This window comes from Chryseobacterium ginsenosidimutans, assembly GCF_024807225.1.
GTDB lineage: Bacteria > Bacteroidota > Bacteroidia > Flavobacteriales > Weeksellaceae > Chryseobacterium > Chryseobacterium ginsenosidimutans.
On sequence record NZ_JANUCO010000001.1, the window covers coordinates 490,621 to 512,139 of the forward strand.

At 34.3% G+C, this 21,519-nt stretch carries 18 protein-coding genes and 2 pseudogenes; 10 read left to right on the plus strand and 10 right to left on the minus strand.

Annotated features, from left to right (window positions below; all coding sequences use genetic code 11):
* Positions 1 to 25: 25 nt before the first annotated feature.
* The 4 genes and pseudogenes from J3D55_RS02395 to J3D55_RS02415 form a co-directional block, all read right to left on the minus strand.
* On the minus strand, positions 26 to 2,218 hold the full coding sequence (locus J3D55_RS02395; protein WP_259127705.1) for a TonB-dependent siderophore receptor: 2,193 nt from the start codon (positions 2,216 to 2,218) through the stop codon (positions 26 to 28).
* A gap of 151 nt (positions 2,219 to 2,369) precedes the next feature.
* Positions 2,370 to 5,445: pseudogene (secA, locus tag J3D55_RS02405) on the minus strand (preprotein translocase subunit SecA).
* Between the two features lie 124 nt (positions 5,446 to 5,569).
* Positions 5,570 to 5,791, minus strand: a complete 222-nt coding sequence (locus tag J3D55_RS02410; protein ID WP_047399050.1) for a DUF2795 domain-containing protein — start codon at positions 5,789 to 5,791, stop codon at positions 5,570 to 5,572.
* A gap of 139 nt (positions 5,792 to 5,930) precedes the next feature.
* Positions 5,931 to 6,953, minus strand: a complete 1,023-nt coding sequence (locus J3D55_RS02415) for a GDP-mannose 4,6-dehydratase (RefSeq protein WP_259127708.1) — start codon at positions 6,951 to 6,953, stop codon at positions 5,931 to 5,933.
* A 91-nt stretch (positions 6,954 to 7,044) separates the two neighbouring features.
* Between J3D55_RS02415 and J3D55_RS02420 the strand changes: the two genes are divergently transcribed.
* Positions 7,045 to 7,842 carry a DUF2797 domain-containing protein gene (locus tag J3D55_RS02420; RefSeq protein ID WP_259127709.1) on the plus strand — a complete coding sequence of 266 codons (798 nt, stop codon included), beginning with the start codon at positions 7,045 to 7,047 and terminating at the stop codon, positions 7,840 to 7,842.
* 36 nt (positions 7,843 to 7,878) lie between these two features.
* Positions 7,879 to 10,539, plus strand: a complete 2,661-nt coding sequence (locus J3D55_RS02425) for a hypothetical protein (RefSeq protein WP_259127710.1) — start codon at positions 7,879 to 7,881, stop codon at positions 10,537 to 10,539.
* A gap of 19 nt (positions 10,540 to 10,558) precedes the next feature.
* On the opposite strand, the gene J3D55_RS02430 is transcribed toward J3D55_RS02425, so the two are convergent.
* Positions 10,559 to 10,900, minus strand: a complete 342-nt coding sequence (locus J3D55_RS02430) for a hypothetical protein (RefSeq protein WP_259127711.1) — start codon at positions 10,898 to 10,900, stop codon at positions 10,559 to 10,561.
* Positions 10,901 to 11,074: 174 nt separating this feature from the next.
* On the opposite strand from J3D55_RS02430, the gene J3D55_RS02435 reads away from it, so the two are divergent.
* Together J3D55_RS02435 and J3D55_RS02440 are read left to right on the plus strand one after the other, a co-directional pair.
* Positions 11,075 to 11,269 (plus strand): hypothetical protein, encoded by a 195-nt coding sequence (locus tag J3D55_RS02435; protein ID WP_259127712.1) that lies wholly within the window; start codon positions 11,075 to 11,077, stop codon positions 11,267 to 11,269.
* 122 nt (positions 11,270 to 11,391) lie between these two features.
* Positions 11,392 to 12,438, plus strand: coding sequence for a PA0069 family radical SAM protein (locus J3D55_RS02440; protein ID WP_259127713.1), 1,047 nt, complete (start codon positions 11,392 to 11,394; stop codon positions 12,436 to 12,438).
* A gap of 149 nt (positions 12,439 to 12,587) precedes the next feature.
* Here J3D55_RS02440 and J3D55_RS02445 read toward each other — a convergent pair whose 3' ends face one another.
* The gene (locus J3D55_RS02445; protein WP_259127715.1) at positions 12,588 to 12,752 is read right to left on the minus strand and encodes a bacteriocin-like protein; all 165 of its coding nucleotides are present in this window, start codon (positions 12,750 to 12,752) and stop codon (positions 12,588 to 12,590) included.
* A gap of 122 nt (positions 12,753 to 12,874) precedes the next feature.
* Here J3D55_RS02445 and J3D55_RS02450 point away from each other — a divergent pair, with 122 nt between their 5' ends.
* On the plus strand, positions 12,875 to 13,774 hold the full coding sequence (locus J3D55_RS02450) for a hypothetical protein (protein WP_259127716.1): 900 nt from the start codon (positions 12,875 to 12,877) through the stop codon (positions 13,772 to 13,774).
* Between the two features lie 40 nt (positions 13,775 to 13,814).
* On the opposite strand, the gene J3D55_RS02455 is transcribed toward J3D55_RS02450, so the two are convergent.
* Positions 13,815 to 14,765 carry an isopenicillin N synthase family dioxygenase gene (locus J3D55_RS02455; protein ID WP_259127717.1) on the minus strand — a complete coding sequence of 317 codons (951 nt, stop codon included), beginning with the start codon at positions 14,763 to 14,765 and terminating at the stop codon, positions 13,815 to 13,817.
* A gap of 84 nt (positions 14,766 to 14,849) precedes the next feature.
* Between J3D55_RS02455 and menD the strand changes: the two genes are divergently transcribed.
* Complete coding sequence (gene menD / locus J3D55_RS02460) at positions 14,850 to 16,526, plus strand: 2-succinyl-5-enolpyruvyl-6-hydroxy-3-cyclohexene-1-carboxylic-acid synthase (protein ID WP_259127718.1); 1,677 nt, start codon at positions 14,850 to 14,852, stop codon at positions 16,524 to 16,526.
* Here the strand turns inward: menD and J3D55_RS02465 are convergent.
* Both J3D55_RS02465 and J3D55_RS02470 read right to left on the minus strand, forming a co-directional pair.
* On the minus strand, positions 16,523 to 17,149 hold the full coding sequence (locus tag J3D55_RS02465) for an aminotransferase class IV (protein ID WP_259127719.1): 627 nt from the start codon (positions 17,147 to 17,149) through the stop codon (positions 16,523 to 16,525). The two genes, menD and J3D55_RS02465, sit on opposite strands and share 4 nt — an antisense overlap.
* Complete coding sequence (locus J3D55_RS02470) at positions 17,133 to 18,110, minus strand: aminodeoxychorismate synthase component I (RefSeq protein WP_259127720.1); 978 nt, start codon at positions 18,108 to 18,110, stop codon at positions 17,133 to 17,135. The genes J3D55_RS02465 and J3D55_RS02470 overlap by 17 nt, the downstream gene beginning before the upstream one ends.
* Positions 18,111 to 18,157: 47 nt before the next feature.
* Between J3D55_RS02470 and J3D55_RS02475 the strand changes: the two genes are divergently transcribed.
* The 4 genes from J3D55_RS02475 to J3D55_RS02490 all read left to right on the plus strand — a co-directional run bounded on the left by J3D55_RS02475 (position 18,158) and on the right by J3D55_RS02490 (position 21,046).
* Positions 18,158 to 18,880 carry a hypothetical protein gene (locus J3D55_RS02475; protein ID WP_259127721.1) on the plus strand — a complete coding sequence of 241 codons (723 nt, stop codon included), beginning with the start codon at positions 18,158 to 18,160 and terminating at the stop codon, positions 18,878 to 18,880.
* A 74-nt stretch (positions 18,881 to 18,954) separates the two neighbouring features.
* Positions 18,955 to 19,692 carry a beta-carotene 15,15'-monooxygenase gene (locus J3D55_RS02480; protein WP_259127723.1) on the plus strand — a complete coding sequence of 246 codons (738 nt, stop codon included), beginning with the start codon at positions 18,955 to 18,957 and terminating at the stop codon, positions 19,690 to 19,692.
* Complete coding sequence (locus J3D55_RS02485) at positions 19,693 to 20,778, plus strand: AI-2E family transporter (RefSeq protein WP_259127724.1); 1,086 nt, start codon at positions 19,693 to 19,695, stop codon at positions 20,776 to 20,778.
* A 13-nt stretch (positions 20,779 to 20,791) separates the two neighbouring features.
* Positions 20,792 to 21,046, plus strand: a complete 255-nt coding sequence (locus J3D55_RS02490; protein ID WP_259134999.1) for a DUF3820 family protein — start codon at positions 20,792 to 20,794, stop codon at positions 21,044 to 21,046.
* A gap of 63 nt (positions 21,047 to 21,109) precedes the next feature.
* Here J3D55_RS02490 and J3D55_RS02495 read toward each other — a convergent pair.
* Positions 21,110 to 21,485 (minus strand): annotated as a pseudogene (locus J3D55_RS02495) (VOC family protein).
* Between the last annotated feature and the right edge of the window lie 34 nt (positions 21,486 to 21,519).

Genomic DNA, 21,519 nt, shown 5'->3' on the forward strand with positions numbered 1-21,519 from the left:
TTTGAGGGGTTAGCTTTTGTTTTATTTAGAATTTGTACGCTATTGATAATCTGAAATTTCTAGGAGCTTCTGCTTGGTAATAGTAGTAATTTCCATAAGGAGAACCTGAATAAAGATATCTGTTGAATACATTAAATACGTTAAGACCAACTCTGAATTTTGTGTTTTCCCAAGACGCACCTGCATCGAATTTCACATAATCATTCATTTGTAGAGTATTTGTTCCACCCCAATCCCAGCTACTTCTATCGCCAAGATAAGTTCCTCCGAATGATAATCCAAAACCTTCTAAAGCTCCTTCAGTAAATGTATAATTTAACCATGCGTTTGCCGTATGTTTTGCATATCCGGGAACTCTCGTTCCTACAGGATTATTAGCAGGATCGTTAGATTCTGTAATTTTGTTTTCTGTAAATGCATAATTGAAAATAGCATTGAATCCTTTAGTGATTTCTCCTTTTAAATCGAATTCAACTCCTTGTACTCTCGTTTTCCCTAGTAAAATTGAGTATTGCTCTGATGGGCTGTTTGTAGGATCTCCTACTGTAGCATTGTTTTTTATGATATTATATGCAGAAATTGTTGTGTTCCATTTTCCTCCAAACCAATCTTTTTTTACCCCAACTTCTATATTATTTCCAGTAATTGGTTTTACGGTGCTGCCATCTCTGAAAATCGCAGCCTGTGGAACAAACGCCTGATCATATAAACCATAAACAGATGTATTATCATCAATAGAATAGCTGATACCAACACGTGGAGTTATTTTATCTGCTTCAGATTTAGTTCCATAGTTATTTTCTGTTACGTTTGTGTAGCGTGCAGCAAGAGTAAGTCTTAATTTATCATTTAAGAATCCTAGTTCATCTTGTAAATACAAACCTGTATAATTTTGTACAATTGTACTTCCTGCTCCTGCTCTTACAGATAAAGGTTTGCTTGTTCCGTCAAATGCCACAAATGTATTATTTGGACCGTAGTAACCTCCTGTACCATTGGCGTTGTAGTTATTAGTATTTAAATTATACCAATAATTGTGATCGGCTGCTAATGAATAATCATCAGTTGCATTATATTTATCAAGGTTGTAGCCTTGAGACCAATCTGCCATATATTTTTTGCTTCCAAGATCAAGTCCTGCTAAAATTTTATGACTTACAACTCCTGTTTTTGCATAACCGTTTAAGAAAACCTGTCCAAATTTCATCGTGTTATCGGCTTCCCAATAGTTTAAGCGACGAATCATATAATTTCCTTCAAACATACTTGGCCAAAGATCGCTTCCTAATGTATACTCATTTACATACGTTAACTGAGAAGTTAATTTCCAGTTTTCGTTAAATTTATGCTGCAAATTAATATTTACAGTATTGTTATCAACTCTAGTTGGGTCAATTCCAGGATCTGTTTGTGTATAACTTTGAGGTCTTGTAGCATATCCGTCAAAGCTGAAAACATAGGCAGAACCTACTTCAGACATTTTTGCTTTTTGGTAGATATATTCTGCTGTTAAAGTAGTTTTATCTGAAAGATTTACTTTTAATGAAGGATTGATGATATATCTATCATTAAATTCATAGTCTCTGAAACTATTTTTGTTCTGAGCCATTAAATTTAATCTGAAAGCGACCTTATCAGTAATTTTTGTATCAATATCAGCTTCTCCTCTGTACATATTGTAGCTTCCAAGAGTTACTCTTGCAGAACCATTTAAAGACTGTCCTGTCGGTTTTTTAGTTACAATATTGTAAATACCGCTTGGCTCACCATTAGACATTAGAAATCCTGAAGGCCCTTTGATAAATTCGATATGATCGACGAAAGACATATCTTCACTTAATGGACCCCAGTTTGAAGTAACATTTACTCCATTCATGAAAGCCGCAGCTCTAGAACCTCTCATGTTTACTCTTGTATACATGTCTCCCCAGTGCTCTAATCTTTGTGCTCCGGCAACATTTCTAAGAACACCATCGCTCAAAGTAGTTACCTGCTGATCTTCTAACGCTCTGTTTGTAATGATTGAAATGTTTTGAGGAATCTTAATCAACTCTTCGTCTAAACGCATAGAAGATGATCCTTCCTTTTCTACATATTTTTTGTAATATTTTCCATTTACAACAACTTCTTCAATATCATTCGATTTGATAGAATCTTTTTCTTGTGCAAACGTTAGCATAGAGCCCAATAATGAAGCACAGATCAGTACATTTTTCATGAAAGTCTAATTTTGTGCAAATATATTGTTTTTAATTATTCTAAATAAATTACAGGATTGATATTTATCATATAATTGTTATACAATAAATAGCAAAAACCCGCAACAATGTGTATTGATGCGGGTTTCATATTATGAATTAATTATTTTCTTATGCAGGAATTTCTCCTTTGTACAAGAATGAAATAATTTCTTTGTTTAATTTGTCTATCATTTCACTGAATAAGTGGAAAGATTCTTGTTTGTAAATTACCAAAGGATCTTTTTGCTCGTAAACAGCTCCTTGTGAAGATCTTCTTAAATCATCCATTTCACGAAGGTGAAGTTTCCAGTTTTCATCGATAATTGAAAGAGTGATGTTCTTTTCAAAATCGTTGATTAAGCTTTCACATTGTGTATCATAAGCTTCTTTAAGATCTGCCACAATCGTCATTGTTTTGTGACCGTCTGTGAAAGGAACCTGGATCATTTTAAACATCGAACCTTGATTTTGGTATACATTCTCAATAATCGGGAATGATTTTTCTTTCAATAAGTTCAACTTCATCTGATAATCTTCCTGAGCAGCTTTGAATAAGATATTCGTCAAGTCCGGAACTTGTTTGTTACCAAAATCGCTTTCAGAAATAGGAGAACCCATTGTGAAATGTTTGATAATTTCAAATTCGAAATCTTTATAGCTTCCGTTTGCTTTTCCTTTCGCCACGATAGAATTAGCAACATCGAAAATCATATTCGTGATATCATATTTCAAGTGATCTCCGAATAGAGCGTTCTTTCTTCTCTTGTAGATTACGTCACGTTGTTTGTTCATTACGTCATCATATTCAAGAAGTCTTTTTCTTGTTCCGAAGTTGTTTTCTTCTACTTTTTTCTGTGCTCTTTCAATAGACTTAGAAATCATAGAATGCTGAATAACTTCACCATCTTTATGACCCATTCTGTCCATCATTTTAGCGATTCTTTCAGAACCGAATAGTCGCATCAAGTTGTCTTCCAATGAAACATAGAACTGAGAAACTTCCCGGATCTCCCTGACGTCCCGCTCTACCTCTCAACTGTCTGTCAACACGTCTGGAATCGTGTCTTTCTGTACCGATAATGGCTAAACCTCCTGCTTCTTTTACTTCTTTAGCCAATTTAATATCCGTACCACGACCTGCCATGTTGGTTGCAATGGTTACAGCTCCCGGTTGTCCTGCTCCGGCAACGATTTCTGCTTCCTTCTTGTGAAGTTTAGCATTCAATACTTGGTGCTGGATTTTTCTTAATTGTAATGCCTTTGATAGCAATTGAGAAATCTCAACAGAAGTCGTACCTACAAGTACAGGTCTTCTTGCTGCTGTTAATTTTTCAATTTCTTCAATTACGGCGTTATATTTTTCTCTGTTAGTTTTGAAAACTAAATCTTGTCTATCGTCTCTTAAAATAACACGGTTGGTAGGAATTACCACAACGTCTAGTTTATAAATTTCCCAAAGTTCACCTGCTTCAGTTTCGGCAGTACCTGTCATCCCCGCAAGTTTGTTGTACATACGGAAATAGTTCTGAAGCGTTACCGTTGCAAAAGTCTGCGTTGCCGCTTCAATTTTTACATTTTCTTTAGCTTCGATCGCTTGGTGAAGACCATCAGAGTAACGTCTTCCTTCCATGATACGACCGGTTTGCTCGTCAACGATTTTTACTTCACCATCAATTACCACATATTCATCATCTTTTTCGAATAATGTATACGCTTTCAATAATTGACTCATGGTGTGAACACGCTCAGATTTTTCAGCAAAATCAGAGAATAATTTTTCTTTAGCTTCGAATTCTTCTTCTTTCGTTAAATTTTTAGCTTCAACTTCAGCGATTTCTGTTCCGATATCCGGAAGAACGAAGAAATTGTTGTCTTCGTTTCCTTGAGACATATATTCAACACCTTTGTCCGTCAAATCAACCTGATTGTTCTTTTCTTCGATGACGAAATAAAGATCTTTATCTACGATCGGCATGTCACGGTTGTTATCCTGCATGTATTGACCTTCAACTTTTTGAAGCAATGCACGATTTCCGCTTTCCGATAAGAATTTAATTAATTGTCTGTTTTTAGGAAGACCTCTGTAAGCCTGAAGCAATTTAAATCCTCCTTCTTTTGTATTCCCTGCAGCGATTAATTTTTTAGCTTCATTAAAGATTACAGAAACAGTTTTCTTTTGAACTTCAACGATTCTGTCGATAGAAGGTTTAAGAACATCAAATTCCTGTCTGTCTCCCTGTGGAACAGGACCGGAAATAATCAAAGGTGTTCTTGCGTCATCTACCAATACAGAGTCAACCTCATCCACGATAGCAAAGTTTAGTTCTCTTTGTACCAGTTCTGAAGGTGAAGTTACCATGTTATCTCTCAAATAATCGAAACCGAATTCGTTATTTGTTCCGTAAGTAATGTCTGAATTGTATGCTTTTCTTCTTCCGTCTGAGTTGGGTTGGTGATTATCGATACAATCGATGCTCATTCCGTGGAATTGGTACAATGGTCCCATCCACGCCGAGTCTCTTTTGGCAAGGTAGTCATTCACCGTTACGACGTGAACTCCTCTTTCTGGAAGTGCATTTAAGAAAATAGGAAGCGTACCTACCAACGTTTTACCTTCACCGGTTGCCATTTCGGCAATTTTACCACTGTGAAGAATAACCCCTCCGATAAACTGGACGTCGTAATGTACCATATCCCAGTTTACAGGTGTTCCGGCAGCATCCCATGAGTTTTTCCAAACAGCTTGATCTCCCTGAATTTCTACGAAATCTTTACCGGCAGCAGCCAATTGTCTGTCCCAGTCTGATGCTGTAATACGGATTTCTCCGTTCTCAGCCCATCTTCTTGCTGTTTCTTTTACCACTGCAAAAGCTTCAGGAAGAATTTGTAGAAGAACTTTTTCTTCAATTTCGTATGATTCTTTTTTTAGAGTCTCAATCTTTGAAAAAAGAGCTTCTTTTTCGTCAACATTTGTCGAATTCTTTATCTGCTCTTGTGTCTGTTCTATTTGCGCTGTGATCTTACTGGTCGCAGATTTAATATTTTCTTTAAACTCAGCAGTTTTCTCTCTTAAACCATCATCAGACAATTGCTGAATAGACGGTTCAACAGCTTTGATTTTTGTTACAACTTTTTTTACTTCTTTTAGGTCCTGCGCTTTTTTGTCTCCCAAAAACCCTTTTAGAACTTTGTTTAAAAAACTCATAAATTTTTTGCTTTATGCCTAAAGTGATACTTTAAGCGTTTTTAATAACACTTATCGTGTAAAAATTGATATTTAAAAAAGGGCAAAAAAGCTCTAAGCAAGGCCTAAAGCTTAATGCATTTAATTAATATTCGTCTTCGTTCCAAAGATAATCTTCGTCCGTAGGATAGTCGCTCCAGATCTCGTCGATCGCGTCATAGATCTCTCCTTCGTCTTCGATTGCCTGAAGGTTTTCTACCACTTCCATAGGTGCACCAGTTCTGATTGCATAGTCGATAAGTTCAGACTTAGTCATTGGCCAAGGTGCGTCGCTTAAATATGAAGCTAATTCTAATGTCCAGTACATAATTTTCTAATTTTTTGCAAAAGTATAAAAATAGCTTATATTATATGCTTTTTTATACCTGATTTTCAATTCTTTTTATTAAATTTTGTTCATTATACGTCACAGCCCGCATTACAGCTATGTCGATAATTGCTTGATGTCATTTTCTCAAAAACCATTCCACAAATTTTTTTATGCCATTTTGGAAGTTTGTGTCAGGTTTGTAGCCAATTAATGTCTTGGCTTTTGTAATATCCGCATTGGTTTTCTGTACATCTCCCGGTTGCATTGGCAGATTTTTCCGGATGGCAGATTTTCCTAATGCTTTCTCTATGGTGGAAACCATTTCATTTAAATCAATAACCTGACTTTCACCCAAATTTATAATTTCGTAAATATCAGAATTGTTTTCAAGATAATGGATAGATTTTGTAATCCCGTCAATAATATCATCCACATACGTATAATCTCTGGCGGTCGTTCCGTCTCCGTAAAAAGGAATTTCCTGATTTTCTGAAATTAATCTCGTGAATTTATGAATCGCCAGATCCGGTCTTTGTCTCGGTCCGTAAACCGTAAAAAACCTCAATTGGATCATATCAAGATTGTATAATTGATGATAAACATGACCTAAAATTTCGCCACATTTTTTCGTTGCCGCATACGGAGAAATAGGATTGTCGACATTGTCGGTTTCTGCAAAAGGAACTTTTTCGTTGTTTCCGTAAACGCTTGAAGACGATGCACAAACGAATTTTTTAATAGTGAAATCGTTGCATAATTCCCAAAGATTCATCGTTCCGCGGACGTTGACTTCTTCGTATTCCAAAGGTCTTTCGATAGAAGGGCGAACTCCTGCAAGCGCCGCAAGATGGATAATTAAATCAATCTGATGATTTTTAAATATGTCTTCAAGCCCTTTTTTATCTCTGATGTCTTGATAATAAAGCGTGTAATTTTCTGATTTTGAAATAGAAACTAAATTTTTAATATCAGTCTCTTTGTCGCGGAACTCAAAAGCAGAATTTTTATCAATTGACGCTAAAGTGTTTTTAATCTTTATCTGATAATTATAGAAGTCATCAAAATTGTCAATGTTTATGACAGAATGTCCTTTTTTCAATAATTGCTCGACTAAGTGGGAACCAATAAAACCGCTTCCTCCGGTTACAAGATAATTCATCTGTATGTTTTTCTTACTGCAAAAATATAAATTTACTTCGTGAAAAATATAATCATTAAATTTACTTAAAAAAGTAATATAAAATTAATATATGCAGTTTCAAGGGCAAATTTTAAAGATGACGAGCTTCAATGACGAGCCGATTCAATACTATCTTAATCTTTCAGGCGATCTTATTCACATGAATGAGCTGTTTGGAAAAGAATTAACCATAAAACATACCGGTTTCCAATGTGTGAATTGTCAATTAAACAAAACGATTTACAGAATGGGTTTCTGCAAAAGCTGTTTTTTCGAAAGTCCTTATGCAAGTGATACCATTATCCGTCCGGAGCTTTCAACGGCGCATCTTGGTGTTGCAGAACGTAATCTGGAGGTCGAGCAAGAAATCCAATTGCAGCCGCACACCGTATATTTAGCTTATACGGGAGATGTAAAGGTGGGTGTGACGAGAAATACGCAAATTCCTACACGATGGATCGATCAGGGCGCGACTTTTGCTCTACCCATTGCCAGAACTGAAAACCGCTATGAAGCGGGAATGATAGAGGTTGCTTTAAAAAATCATCTTCCGGATAAAACGAACTGGAGAAAAATGCTTCAGGATGATTTTGAAGGAGAAATTGATTTAGCAGATTTTCAGCGAAAAATTAAAGAATATTTCCCTGAAGATTTTCAGAAATTCTACAGTGAAGGAGAAAATCTTTGGAAATTCGATTATCCTTTTGATAAACCTGAGAAAGTAACGTCTTTTACGTTGGACAAGAAACCTGAATTCACTGGGAAACTTACAGGAATTAAAGGTCAATATCTTGGTTTTGAAGGCGGAAATTTTATTAATGTAAGAGGACACGAAGGATATGTGATTGAATTGAGTGTAAGAAATTAACGAGATTTTTAAAATGAATTAAACCAAATCACGAATATGAAAAAATGGGTTAAGAAGTTAATGATTGGTCTTGGAGTTTTGCTGTTGGTCATTTTACTGGCAAACTTCGGGCTTAATATTTGGCTTAAAACCCAACTTCCAAACTACATCAAAAACAATACAGATTACAAGGTTTCCTACAAATTGTTGGAGGTAGATTTAATGTCCGGAAATATTCTTGCGACAGGAATTTCCGTGAACAGTAAAAATCCGCAAAACATTAATGTGATGGGGTTGCAAGGAACTATTGACACCTTGAAAATCACCCGTTTCGGTATTTATGATGCGATTTTTAATAAGCAGATCAGTTCTTCGGATATTTTGCTTTCAAAACCAAATTTAAACATCATTCTTGCTAAACCTGTCGATGCAAAAAAAGGTAAAAAAAGAAGTCCTTTTTTGTTTGAAAATATCAGAATTAATGAAGGAAATATCAGTGTTTTTCGATATACAAAACAAAAATTTCTTTCGGTTCAGGATCTTCATCTTTATGTGGAAAACCTGCAGATGACGGAAGAATCTGTAGAGGATAAATTGCCGGTAATTTTTGACAAATATGACATCAGAGGAAAGAATTTTTTCGTTCGTCCAAATACTATTTATGCATTAAAAATCAGTGCAATAAAGACTTCGAACGGTCATATGTCTGTTGATGATTTTCAATTGATTCCTTTGCTGAGCTTCGATCAGTTTAAAAAATATTATCCTAAAAAAACGAAACTTTTTCAGTTCAATATCCAAAAAATGGAATTCACGGATATTGTTTTGAGAAAAAATAAGGTTGCTCTTGCTAATGCGACTTTTTACAACCCTGATTTGTTGGTTTATACGACAAATGCACTTCCTGTAAAAGTAAAAAAGCCTGCCAATTTTGAACTTAATCTTGAAGATATAAAGTTGAATAATGCAACTGTTCAGGTTATGAAGCCAGATGGAAATAAGTTGTTGTACGCGAAAAATGTCAACTTAAATATTAATCAGCTAAAATTTGATAAGGGGACAAGAGAAGCGGTGATTCCTGTAGGATATAAAGATTTTCAGTTTTCGGGGAATGACATTTTGTATTCCAATCGTCAGAATTTCAATATAGGAAACTTGACTTTAAATCCTAAAAAAGGAGAAATAAAGAATATTTCAATTGTTCCGAATGGTTCTGCAAATGGGAAAACTTCAATGAATCTTGTTGCCAATTATATCGGTTTTACGATTAATAAATGGGAATTTGTAGATAAAAAACTTAGTCTTAACGTAAATGAGGTTCTTGTAAATAACGTGAACGGAACAATTAAAGCAGGTGAAATTAAGAACAATAAAAAAGCAAATTTGGCCGGAATTCAGTTTCCGATTGTCATAAGAAAAGTGATGTTGAAAAACTCTAATATTACTTATGATAAAGGAAATCAGCCGCTTATCTTTAATGGCCTTAATGCAACTCTGAATGATATTCAGCTTACTTCAAATCCGAATAAGTCGGGATTGGGCGTGAATATTAAAAATTATTCTGTTACAACTAAAAATTTCGCTTACAAAACACAGTTTTATAATATGACTGGCGGATTTTTAAAGTTGAATAAAAACAATATAGAAATCAATAATTTTGCGATGAAACCTCTCATTTCGAGAGCTCAGTTTATCAAAATGATTCCTGTTGAGAGGGATTTGTATGATATTAAAGCCAATCAGATTACGGCAGTCGGGACTTGGGATTTGTTTTCAAATAATAAATCGATCAATGCTTCAAATGTGACGATTCAATCTGCGGATGCCAATATTTTCAGAAGTAAAATTCCGAATGATGATACGAAAGAAAAACCGCTGTATTCCAGAATGTTACGATCGATTAAAATTCCGATGATTGTTAGTAATCTTAATCTTAAAAATTCAAAATTAGTATACGAAGAAGACACGCCGGAAAGTGCTGGTCCGGGGAAACTGATATTCAATGATTTTAATATGAATGTTAAAAATTTAAATTCAGCAAAACTTAAAGGAAAACCTACAAAAGTTGACATCAAAATAGACTGTTCATTCATGAATTTTGCACCACTTTCTGTCAATTGGAATTTTGATGTTGCCGATCAACGCGACATATTTTATATTTCCGGGAAAGCTGTCAATCTTCCTGCGGCGGGAATTAATCCTTTTATCCGCCCATATTTGCATGTGATAGCAACGGGAACAATTCAGGAAATGCTTTTTAATTTTAAAGGAGATCCGAAAGGACTGAACGGAAGTTTTAATCTGAGACACAAAGACTTGAAAGTTGCCATTTTAGATAAAAACAACCAGGAAAAGAAAGGCTTTTTGACAGCTGTTGCCAATTTGTTGGTGAAATCAAATTCCGGGAAACTTCCTGAAGATGTGAATGTGGAAGATGTAGAAAGAGATCCTACAAAGTCATTTTTTAATCTATTTTGGAAAGGAATTGAACAAGGTTTGAAGAAAACGTTAATAGGAATTAATATTGATAAAGCTAAAAAGACAGTCGATAACGCAAAAACTACCGTAAAAGAAGTGAAGAAAGATGTGAAAGAAATCGGTCAGGAAATTAAAAAGAATTCAAACGAAAATAAAGAGGAAAAACCAAAAGAAGAAACTGAGAAAAAAGGCTTTCTGAAAGGTGTTTTTAAGAAAAAAGAAAAGCCCGAAACTGAATAGTTCCGAACTTTTTTATATTTTAATAACTGTAATCTTCACTTTCCTCAACCGGAATATCTCTTAAAAATTTATCAAACTCTTCGCCCGGATAATTGCTGTCTGCACCGTAAGAATCAATGATCATACCCATATTTCCGGCAGTATCTTTTACTAAATAAAGAACCGCATTGTCATCCGGATTGCTGTCGCCCTCGAAACGATATGTTTTTATTATCGTTAGGTCAACAGGTTTGTAATTGGTATCCGAATTTTCGAATTTCATCTCACAATTTTCATTCATTCTGAATTCTCTGTGAACGCCTCTTTCTTTTAATCTTTCCATAACCTGGCTCAGGGTCGTCATGTTTTCTGAATTTTCCATAATGCTATTTTTCTTCTAAAATACAATAATTAAACCATTGATATTTAAATTGTGGTATTTTAATCGATTGTTCATTTCGCAAAAATTAAATCATATGTTAACAAAATTTATAATACAAGAACTTTAATTGGGTACACTTTTTGCAATATCATACTAAATTAAATCGGACAAAACATGAAAAAAGAGGTCGGCGTTTTACTGGCGGGAGGAGTTGGACTTTTGGCAGTATTAAGTATCATAGGAATAAAGAAAATATTAAACAGAAAAGATAAAAAATATAGTGATGCCTATTCGGATTATCACAGACATTTTGATGAAAAAAACCACGAAGATGAATATCACGGCGTGGAATTTTATGCACTGAAGTAGTTAAAAAATATATTCAATTATGTTGAAATCCGGCACTGTCACAGTGTTGGATTTTTTTGTGGAAAACTTTAGTGTTAAAACGTATTATTTTTGAAAAATTCTGTTTTAATTTTACACTTGAAATGCAGAACGAAAATATCATAAAAGGTCAGGGAGCTCAGCGAAATGTAATCAACCGTTTCGACCGATATACCTTTGAACCGGAAGATGAAGATTTCGAAACCGTAAAAACCTCCTTCATAGAAGTATTTCCGAAAACCATTGTAAATCAGGTGAAAAGCGAAGATTTACCGATGGAATATTCTATGAATCCTTATCAAGGCTGTGAACACGGATGTTCTTATTGTTTTGCAAGACCGACCCACGAATATTGGGGATACAGCGCCGGAATTGATTTCGAAAGAAAGATTATGATAAAGAAAAGTACTCCCGAATTATTGGAGAAATTTTTCCAGAAAAGAGGATACAAACCAGCTTCAATTTTGCTTTCCGGAAACACAGATTGTTATCAGCCTGCAGAAAGAAAATTTGAGATCACAAGAAAAATATTGCAGGTTTGTCTCGATTACAGACATCCTGTCAATATTCTGACAAAAAATGCTTTGGTTCTGAGAGATCTGGATATTTTAATACCTATGGCGGAACAAAATCTGGTTTCTGTTTCTTTAAGTATTCCGACAATTAATGAAGATCTGCGAAGAAAAATGGAGCCGAGAACAAGCTCTTCAAAAAATAAATTAAAGGCCGTAGAAATTCTTTCTGAAAATAAAATTCCTGTGAATGTGATGGTTGCACCCATCATTCCCGGGCTAAACAGCGATGAACCTTTGTCGATTTTAAAAGCCATTTCAGACGCAGGAGCACAAAGTTTCGGATATACGATGGTGAGATTGAATGATACCGTAGAACCTGTTTTTGTAAAATGGATTGAAGATGCTTTTCCGGATCGTGCCCAGAAAGTTTTAAATTTAATCCGTTCCATGCGTGGAGGAAAATTAGGCGAAAAAAGATATTTTGACCGACAAAAAGGAGAAGGAAATATTGCAGAAATGATTCACAATACCTTTAAAATAGGAAGAAAAAAATTCTTTGACGGAAAAGAATTTCCAAAGCTTTCAACCGCAAACTTTACGGGATCGAAAGATCAGCAGTTGAGATTGTTTGATTGAATTTAAGCAGAAGTTTACGGTAATTTACTGCAGATTATTAGTGTTTATTTGTGGAAAGCATTTGTGGTATTAGTGTTTAATCGGAATATTTTACCAAACAAAAAACCGCTCCAAAAGGAACGGTTTTCTTATGATTTGTAGATATAATCTTACATTGTGTTGTCATCCGGACATTTGAAGTCTTTGCTGCATGTTGCGCAGATTACCACATCGCCACAAACATACATACAAAATTCTGGTTCTGGAAGTTTAATTCCTCCTGCTCCTGTAATACTTTTTAATTGACCTTTGCTTAGTTTTTTTAGATTTTTCATATTGTTTTAGTTAAAAGTTTGATACTAACGTAAAGATAATCAAAAAAGTAATAACTCAACATACTGTGGTATATTTTTAATAAAAAATTGTTTTTCCGGACAAAATTCTTAAGTTTATAGCTATGATAAAGCATAAAAGATTAAAAGAAAGGACTCAATTGTTATTATTTCTATTATTTTCCTGCTTTTGTTCGGCACAGAAAATAACGATCGATAATAAAAGCGACTTTCCTGTTGAGATCGAATATTCTCATAAGAAAATGGAAATCGGAATTAATCAGAAACAAACAATTAATGAAAAAAACGGAATAAAAAATCTCTCCATACTTTACAAAAATGATAAGAAATTAAAAAGAAATATTCATGTGTTCCTAAGTCCTCAAGAATCTTTGAATATAAATCTAAGAAAAGACTCGGTTAAATTTAAAGGAGATAAAGACGCGCTTCATGATTATGTCAACGGACAATTTGGGGAATTGATGTTCAAAATTACTGAGTATCAGAAATATGCTCGAAATAATGATGCTAAAGGATTTATTCGAACTTCCGAAATGTATCTTGCAGATGTTCTCGCAAAGGCTGAAAAATTAAACAACTCGCCATCCGGAAGAGAAGATATTCATTACAAAGAAATTGAAAAATTGGTTAAAGATCGTTGGTTTTTTACTGTTTTTGTTAGCTTTAATGGGGGTCAACTGAATAATACCGGAAAAGAACTGATGCTTTATTATTTTGAAAAGTATTTTAAAAAAGATATTGGCAATTATTCGTGTAATGATTCATCCTATCAATATGAAATTATAAGGACATATTCCCAAAATATAAAATTACTCAATCTAAAGCTTCCGAAATATGAAATCGTAGAGCATTCTGAAGATGATGAAGTGAATCAATATCTGCCGACAAAATGTCAGGGAGAATATTTCAGAGGTTCTTATAACTTTTGGGTTCACAAAAAAGATTTGGTAAGAGCAGAAAAATATAAGAAGATTTTAGAAGAAAAGTTTCACGTGAAACGATAATAGAAAATAAAAAACCGCTCCAATTGGAACGGTTTTCTTATTATTTTTTGATCAAACCTAGTTCGATCAGTCTTTCATGTAAAAACTCTCCTGCTGTTGTGTCTTCATACAATTTTGGGTTGTTTTCGTCAACACAGTTTTCAAGGGCATTTAATGACATTGAACTTACCGGATGCATAAAGAAAGGAATAGAATATCTTGAAGTTCCCCACAATTCTCTCGGCGGATTTACCACTCTGTGAATCGTAGATTTCAGTTTGTTGTTGGTATGTCTCGAAAGCATATCTCCAACATTTATCATCAATTCGTCCGGTTCTGCAATCGCGTCGATCCAGTCTCCGTTGTGGTTCTGAACCTGAAGACCTTTTCCTTGGGAACCCATTAAAAGAGTAATCAAATTAATATCTCCATGAGCTGCAGCTCTTACCGCATCGTCTGGTTCTTGCGTGATGGGCGGATAATGAATGGGTCTTAAAATAGAATTTCCTTCTGCGATTTTGTCGTCAAAATAAAATTCGTCCAAACCAAGATAAATAGCCAAAGCTCTCAAAACATATTGTCCTGTTTTTTCAAGCATTTGATAGGCTTCTTTGCCTACCTCGTTGAACTTTGGAAGTTCATCTACAATTACGTTATCAGGATACTCGCTTTTGTATTTTGAATCATCAGACACATATTGTCCGAAGTGCCAAAATTCTTTCAAGTCTCCTTTTTTGAAGCCTTTTGCAGTCTCTTTACCGAATCCTACATAGCCTCTCTGTCCCCCAATTCCCGGAATTTCGTACTTCTGTTTCGTTTCCGTTGGTAATTCAAAAAAGTTTTTTACCTCTCCATACAATTCACTCACTAGCTTGTCATCAAGAAAGTGCCCTTTTAAGGCCACAAACCCGATTTCTTCATAAGCTTTTCCGATTTCATTTACAAATTTCTGTTTGCGTTCCGGGTCACCCGAAAGGAAATCACGCAGGTCTACACTAGGTATTTTATCCATTTTTAGAAATTTAACGAATGCTAAATTACAGATTTTAAATTAAATTCTTTTTTATGTTAAGCATTTATAAATTAAATTTGTGCTATGAAAAAATATTCTTCCAAAAGAAGTATTCAGATACTTGCACATCTTCTTCAGCAATACGGAATTTCAGATATTATTATTTCGCCGGGATCAAGAAATGCTCCTTTGGCGATTCATTTTTCGGAAATGGATAACTTCAATTGTTTCAGTATTGTGGATGAAAGAAGTGCAGCTTTTGTAGGAATGGGAATGGCGATGAGTGATAAAAAACCTGTTGCAATTACCTGTACAAGTGGTTCTGCATCAGTAAATTACTATCCGGCAATTACGGAAGCTTTTTATTCTAATATCCCTCTTTTGGTGTTAACCGCCGACAGACCAGTAGATTATGTGGATATTTTTGACGGACAAACCATCAGACAGAATAATCTTTTTCATCAGCATTCTTACGGAGATTTCCAGCTTTTGGAAGACAATAAAGAGCATGCAGAAGATATTAATTTTGAGACCATTAAAAAAGCAATCGAGCTTTGTATTGAAAAACAAGGTCCGGTTCATATCAATATTCCTTTGGAAGAACCTTTGTATGATTTGATTTCTGAACTTCCGACTTTTCCGACGGTTGAAAAAACGATCAAACATAAAGAATACGAAATTCCGTCAAATCTGGTTGCAGATTGGAATACATCTCAAAGAATATTAATTCTTGTCGGAACAAAAGATCACAGTCCGGAATTGGAAAATCAATTAACGCAATTGATTAAAAATCATTCTGTTGTAGTTTTAAGTGAAGCGAATTCAAATTTATATCACGAAAAATTCTTCAAGTACATTGATAGATACGTTTTCAATTTTACAGAAGAAGATTTTAAAACCTATGCTCCTGATTTGCTGATTACTGTGGGACAAAATGTGGTCTCCAAAAAAGTAAAACAGTTTTTAAGAAAAGCGAGACCAAAACAACATTGGCATTTGGATCCTGTTTGGCAGCCGGATACATATTTTGCATTGACCGAAAAAATCGAGATCAAACCGGAAATTTTCTTTTCTAAATTATTGAAATTCGTTAATCTTGAACCAAAACCTTATTTCAATCTTTGGGATGTTTTAAGGGATAAAAAAGATGCAAAACACGAAAAGTTCTTAAATTCTGCCGAGTTTTCAGACTTTTATTTCTTTAATAAAACTTCGCAGACGATTCCAGAGAATTATAATATTCATTTCAGCAACAGTTCGGCGATCAGATATGCGCAGCTTTTTGATTATGGCAAAAGAAAAATCTACTGCAACAGAGGAACAAGCGGAATTGACGGTTCGACTTCTACAGCGATGGGATTTGCGATCAAAAATGCTAATCCAACTTTGTTGATTACGGGAGATTTAAGCTTTTTCTACGATATTAATGGTCTTTGGAACCAATATATTCCGCCGTTTGTAAGAATTATGATCTTTAATAACGGAGAAGGAAATATCTTCAAAATTATTCCGGGACCGGGAAATGCAAACCCAAATACGCTGGATGAATTCATCGCAACGAGACATCACAAAAATGCAGAACATTTGGCGAAACACTTCGGATTCTCTTACACCAAAGTAGATGAAGAAGCTACATTGGATAGAGTTCTGGAGAATTTCTTCAAGCCGGATGTGCAACCTAAAATACTGGAAGTCAATACAAACGGGCAAAATAATGCGGAAGTACAGAAAGCTTATTTCAACTTTTTAAAAGAAAGCTAAAGGTCTAAATATTCTTCGTTACCGGGTAAATTTATAATTCTGTCTAGAGGATAAATAAAATTTTCATCAAAATCATTCAAAGCATTAATCAGTTGAAAATGAGTAAACTGCTTAATGTTTTGTAAGGTGATTTCCGTTTCTTTAATTTTCTTGTGCTTTAACAGATTTTGTCTCTGTACACCATTCAAAAGGTAAGAAGAAGGCGTAAACCAGTCTTTCCCTTTCAAAAACAGTAGATTGGAAAATGAAGTATCGGTAATATGATTGTTTTTAACGATAATAATCTCTTCAGCTTTAGATTTCATCTTCATTTTTTCCAGCTCTTTTCGGTCTTCAAATTTGAAAGAATAATCATAAATGTTATTTTCAACCAACTGAAAATCTTCTATTTGCGGAATCGCGTAAGGAATCATCTGTGTACGAACTTTTTTGTCGAGATCATAAACAATTCTTAATTTGTAAAGCCCATCTTCATCGTGCTCCAGATGTTTGTAAATTTTAGCAATATCTATAGAACCTTCTTTCCCAAAATGGGCGAAAGTCTGATCCACACGCTTCTGATGAAATTCTAATAAAAAAATTTCCTGATCTTCTATCTTAATACTTTCAATAAATTGGGACATAGATTTTGTTTTTCATTTCCTGATATTCGTCTTCTAATTTGCTCATGTGAGTGATTCCGCCACCGCTTTTGAAATAAAGTTCGTCACCTTCTTTTTCAATAAAGCGGATCATAACACAGCTGTCTACATTTTCACCATCAAACCATCCGCAAACTCCCGTGTAATAACCTCTTTCGTAGCCTTCCGCTTCAAGAATTATTTCCAAAGTTTTCGGTTTTGGAGCTCCTAAAATAGAACCTGCAGGAAGTAATTTTTTCATAATACTTCCCAGTTTTCCATCAAATTCAGGCTTTAAATTCCCCGAAATTTCGGAACTCATCGCATACAAATCCTTTTGCTGTGTTTTGATGAAATCAATGTGTTGGAATTTATCAACTTTCACATTGTCTGCCACCATGCTTAGATCGTTTCGGAGCAAATCTACAACCGTGTAATGCTCTGCTTTCTCCTTTTTATCGTTCTTCAGAACTTCCGCTGCGTTCTCCAATGAAGCATCGATTGTGCCTTTCATCGGATAAGTCAGAATTTTTCCGTCAATAATCTTTACAAAAGTTTCAGGAGAAAAAAATACAAAAAAATCTTTATAAAAAACTTTATATTTTGCACTGGAATGATAAAAAATTTCTTTAAGCGTCAAATTCGTCTTAATCTTAGTTTTTCTAGTATAATTTACCAAATAAGAATTTCCTAAGTGAATATTTTTCTGAACTTTATCAAAACCTGATTTAAAATTTTCTAACGTTTCAGGATAAGATTTCCATTCGATTTTTTTATGCAATTCGTGTTTGCTTTTTGCGTTTGAATAGTGTTGGAAATCAACTAATAAGTCTGATTTTTCAATTTCATTTTCTTTGAAGATTTCGACATTCTCCGTAAGGAAATCGATGATGAAAAAATAGGGAACATTCTGGAGTGAAAGTTCGTCCATTTCCATAAATTTTTGATGATTCACTGAAAACATTCTGCAAAAGTACTTATTGATGATTACTTTTGCACAAAATTTTTTTCATGCAGAACAAATATCCTCAGAAACCGGGACTAGATTTTATATTGAAGCAGGCATTTTTCTATTGGAATAAAACGCTGATTTTTCAGCTCATGTTTTCAATCATGTATTTTGGAATTCTTATGACAGTTTTCTTTTTCTGTGATTCTAAGTACGGAATCATGAGTCAATATATTGAAACGGCAAAGTATGCAAAAGACGGAATGCAGGTGTATACAGCGGAAATTCAGAAAATGCTTGCAACAGATTCTTTTCAGAATTTTTCTTTGTGGATAATAGGAGCGACGATATTTTTGTATCCTCTGAATCTTGGTTTTTATCAGATCTACAGAAAGATTGATCTTGGCGAAAAGCCTGAATTAAGTGATTTATTCGTTGGTTACAACGGCTTGAATTTTTTCAAATACATTGGATATTATATTTTTTGGTATTTTATTTTTGCTTACACGATTCAGACCGTAATTCTTGGAGTTCTTTGGGTGTGTCTCACAATTTTTGTAGCACCAATGATGTTCTTTATGAATAAAACGATCTTCGAAGCGATTTCTTTAAACTTTAAAGCATTGAAAATGTATTTTCTGGAAATATTTGTCTGCGTAATCGTGGCGATTTTCTTTAAATATATTGGTTTTGCATTATTTTTAGTTGGTGGATTATTCACTTTTCCGTTTTGGAATGCTATGATTTATTCGCTTTATAAAACCGTTTTTTCAGAGAAAAATTAAATTTTAACGGGTTTTAATGTTTTTCTATCGAAATAAAGTTAAATTTGGTAGAAACAACATAAAAAAATAACACCATGTCAGAGTTTAACGAATTTGATCAGCAGGGTTCTGTTCCGGAAAGAGATACAGGCTCGATTATTTCTCATGCTTTCGAAATGTACAAAGGGATTTTCCTGTACGCTATCATTGCAATGATTATATATTTGCTTGGAGATTTTGTATTGCAGTCCATTACAGGATTTAATTCTTGGGGCGGATTTTCGGATTTCAAAGATTTAGATGGAGATTATTCGCGATACGAATATTGGGACAAACCTGGTTTTTCTCTTTATTATTCCTCTTCCAGTATTTTGGGGATTTTACTCTCTCCTATTTATGTAGGCTTAATTTACATGGCTAATAAGTTTAATACCAAAAGCCAGATAGAGTTTGCAGATTTGTTTATAGGATACCGTCAGAATTTAGGAAATATCCTTTTATATAGCTTGATTACGACAATTATTTTCGGAATTTCTGCAGCAATGTGCGGGATTCCTTTCTTTTTTGTTTATCCTCTTTTTCTTTTGGGTTATCCAATCTTATTGTTTGAAAATTCTAATGCGATGGATGCAATTAGTAAGACTTTTAACATTGCAAAAGAAAATTACGGTACGTTTTTAGGTGCAGGTTTATTGGGCGGACTTATCAGTATCGCAGGGATTGTTCTTTGCTGCATAGGAATTATCGTTACGGCTCCATTTATCATGATCGTGATGTATTCTACGTATTGTGCTTTTTTAGGAAAACCAAGAGAAATAATTTTAAAAAAATAAATGAATAAAGATCAACAAATAAGCAGTGTTAAAATAAAACAGGTTTCCTTACTTGTTATTATTTTGGTGTTGGCGGGCTTAATCTGTTTTAATCTTGCACTTTTTATACCTTCCGTTTTGGGAGCGATTACAATTTATGTAGTTTGCCGAAGGTATAATTTTTATCTGCAGGAAGAAAAAAAATGGAAACCTTGGGCTTCATCACTGGTTTTAATGTTTGCAAGTTTGATAATTCTTATTCTTCCGCTTTATTTTATTGGAGATTTGCTGATTGAAAAATTAGGAAATGCGCAGGTTTACATGACGAAGTTTAATGTATTCCTTGAAAAAATTCACGCTTATATTTATTCAAAAACAAATTTTGATATTTTAAGTAAAGAAAATATGGATAAGCTGAAAGGCTTTGTCGGACAGTTTTCTACCAAGGCTCTTAGCGGGACATTCAATACACTTACGGTGGTAATGTCGATGTATTTTATTCTTTATTTCATGTTGGAGAAACCAAGGTTTTTTGAAAGAATTCTTTCTTCATCCGCACCTTTAAAAAGAGCAAACGTTTCTTTAATCGGCGAAAAATTAAGAAAATTAATCATGGCAAACGCGATCGGAATTCCGGTTGTAGCTCTAGGTCAGGGAATTGTTGCTTTAATCGGGTACTTTATTTTCGGTGCACCGAGTCCGGTTTTGCTTTTTGCTTTAACGGCGGCGGCATCAATGGTTCCGGTGGTGGGAGCGGCAATTGTTTATATTCCGGTTTGTATTTTCATCATTGCAGAAGGAAATACAGGAACTGGACTTGGTTTGGCTGCCTATTGTTTGGTAGTGGTTGGTTTAACGGATAATCTGTTGCGTTTCACCCTCCTGAAAAAACTGGAAGATATTCATCCTTTAAATACGGTATTCGGAATTATTATGGGAATGAATTTATTTGGCTTTATGGGGCTTATTTTCGGACCTATTTTGATTTCTCTTACCCTTTTGCTTATTCAAGTGTATAGAAACGAATTTTCAGACGATGATACTCCCGATCTTCAGTTGCCGGATAAAGATGATGATTTAGAACAAAGAATTGATTTAATTGTATAAAATGGAAAACGGAATAAACCCCGAAATATTAAAAGAAATCTGTGTCATGAAAATGCCTTTCGGTAAATATCAAGGTACAATTTTAGCAGACTTGCCGATAAGTTATCTGGAATGGTTTTATCGAAAAGGAATGCCAACAGGAAAGCTGGGAATGCAGTTGTCGACGATTTATGAAATAAAATTAAATGGTTTGATGGATTTGCTGACTCCAATTCGTGGAGGAAAGGTAAGTTATGAAAAACCTAAAACAAAGATTTACAAATTTTAGGATAGAGTTTCGGCGGCATCAAAGATGCCGCCGAAACTATTTTATATCAAGATAATTTCAATATTATTTAGGCTCCCAAAGTTCAACTTTGTTTCCTTCAAGATCAAGAATATGAACGAATTTTCCGAAATCATAAACAGCGATTTCGTCTACAATTTCTACTCCTTCTTTTTTCAATTCTGTAACCAATGCTTCTAAATCTGCAACGGTATAATTAATCATAAATTCTCTTGTCGACGGCTCGAAATATTTTGTTGTTTCCGGAGACGGGCTCCATGTCAAAGAAACCTTTTGGGTTTGAATCAGAAACCTCTTTCCAGTCAAAGGTTGCTCCGTATTCGTTAACATCGATTCCAAGGTGAGTTTTATACCATTCTTTCAATGCTTTCGGATCTTTGCATTTGAAGAATATTCCTCCAATTCCTGTTACTCTTTTCATTTTTATTATCGTTAGTTTTATTTTACAATATATT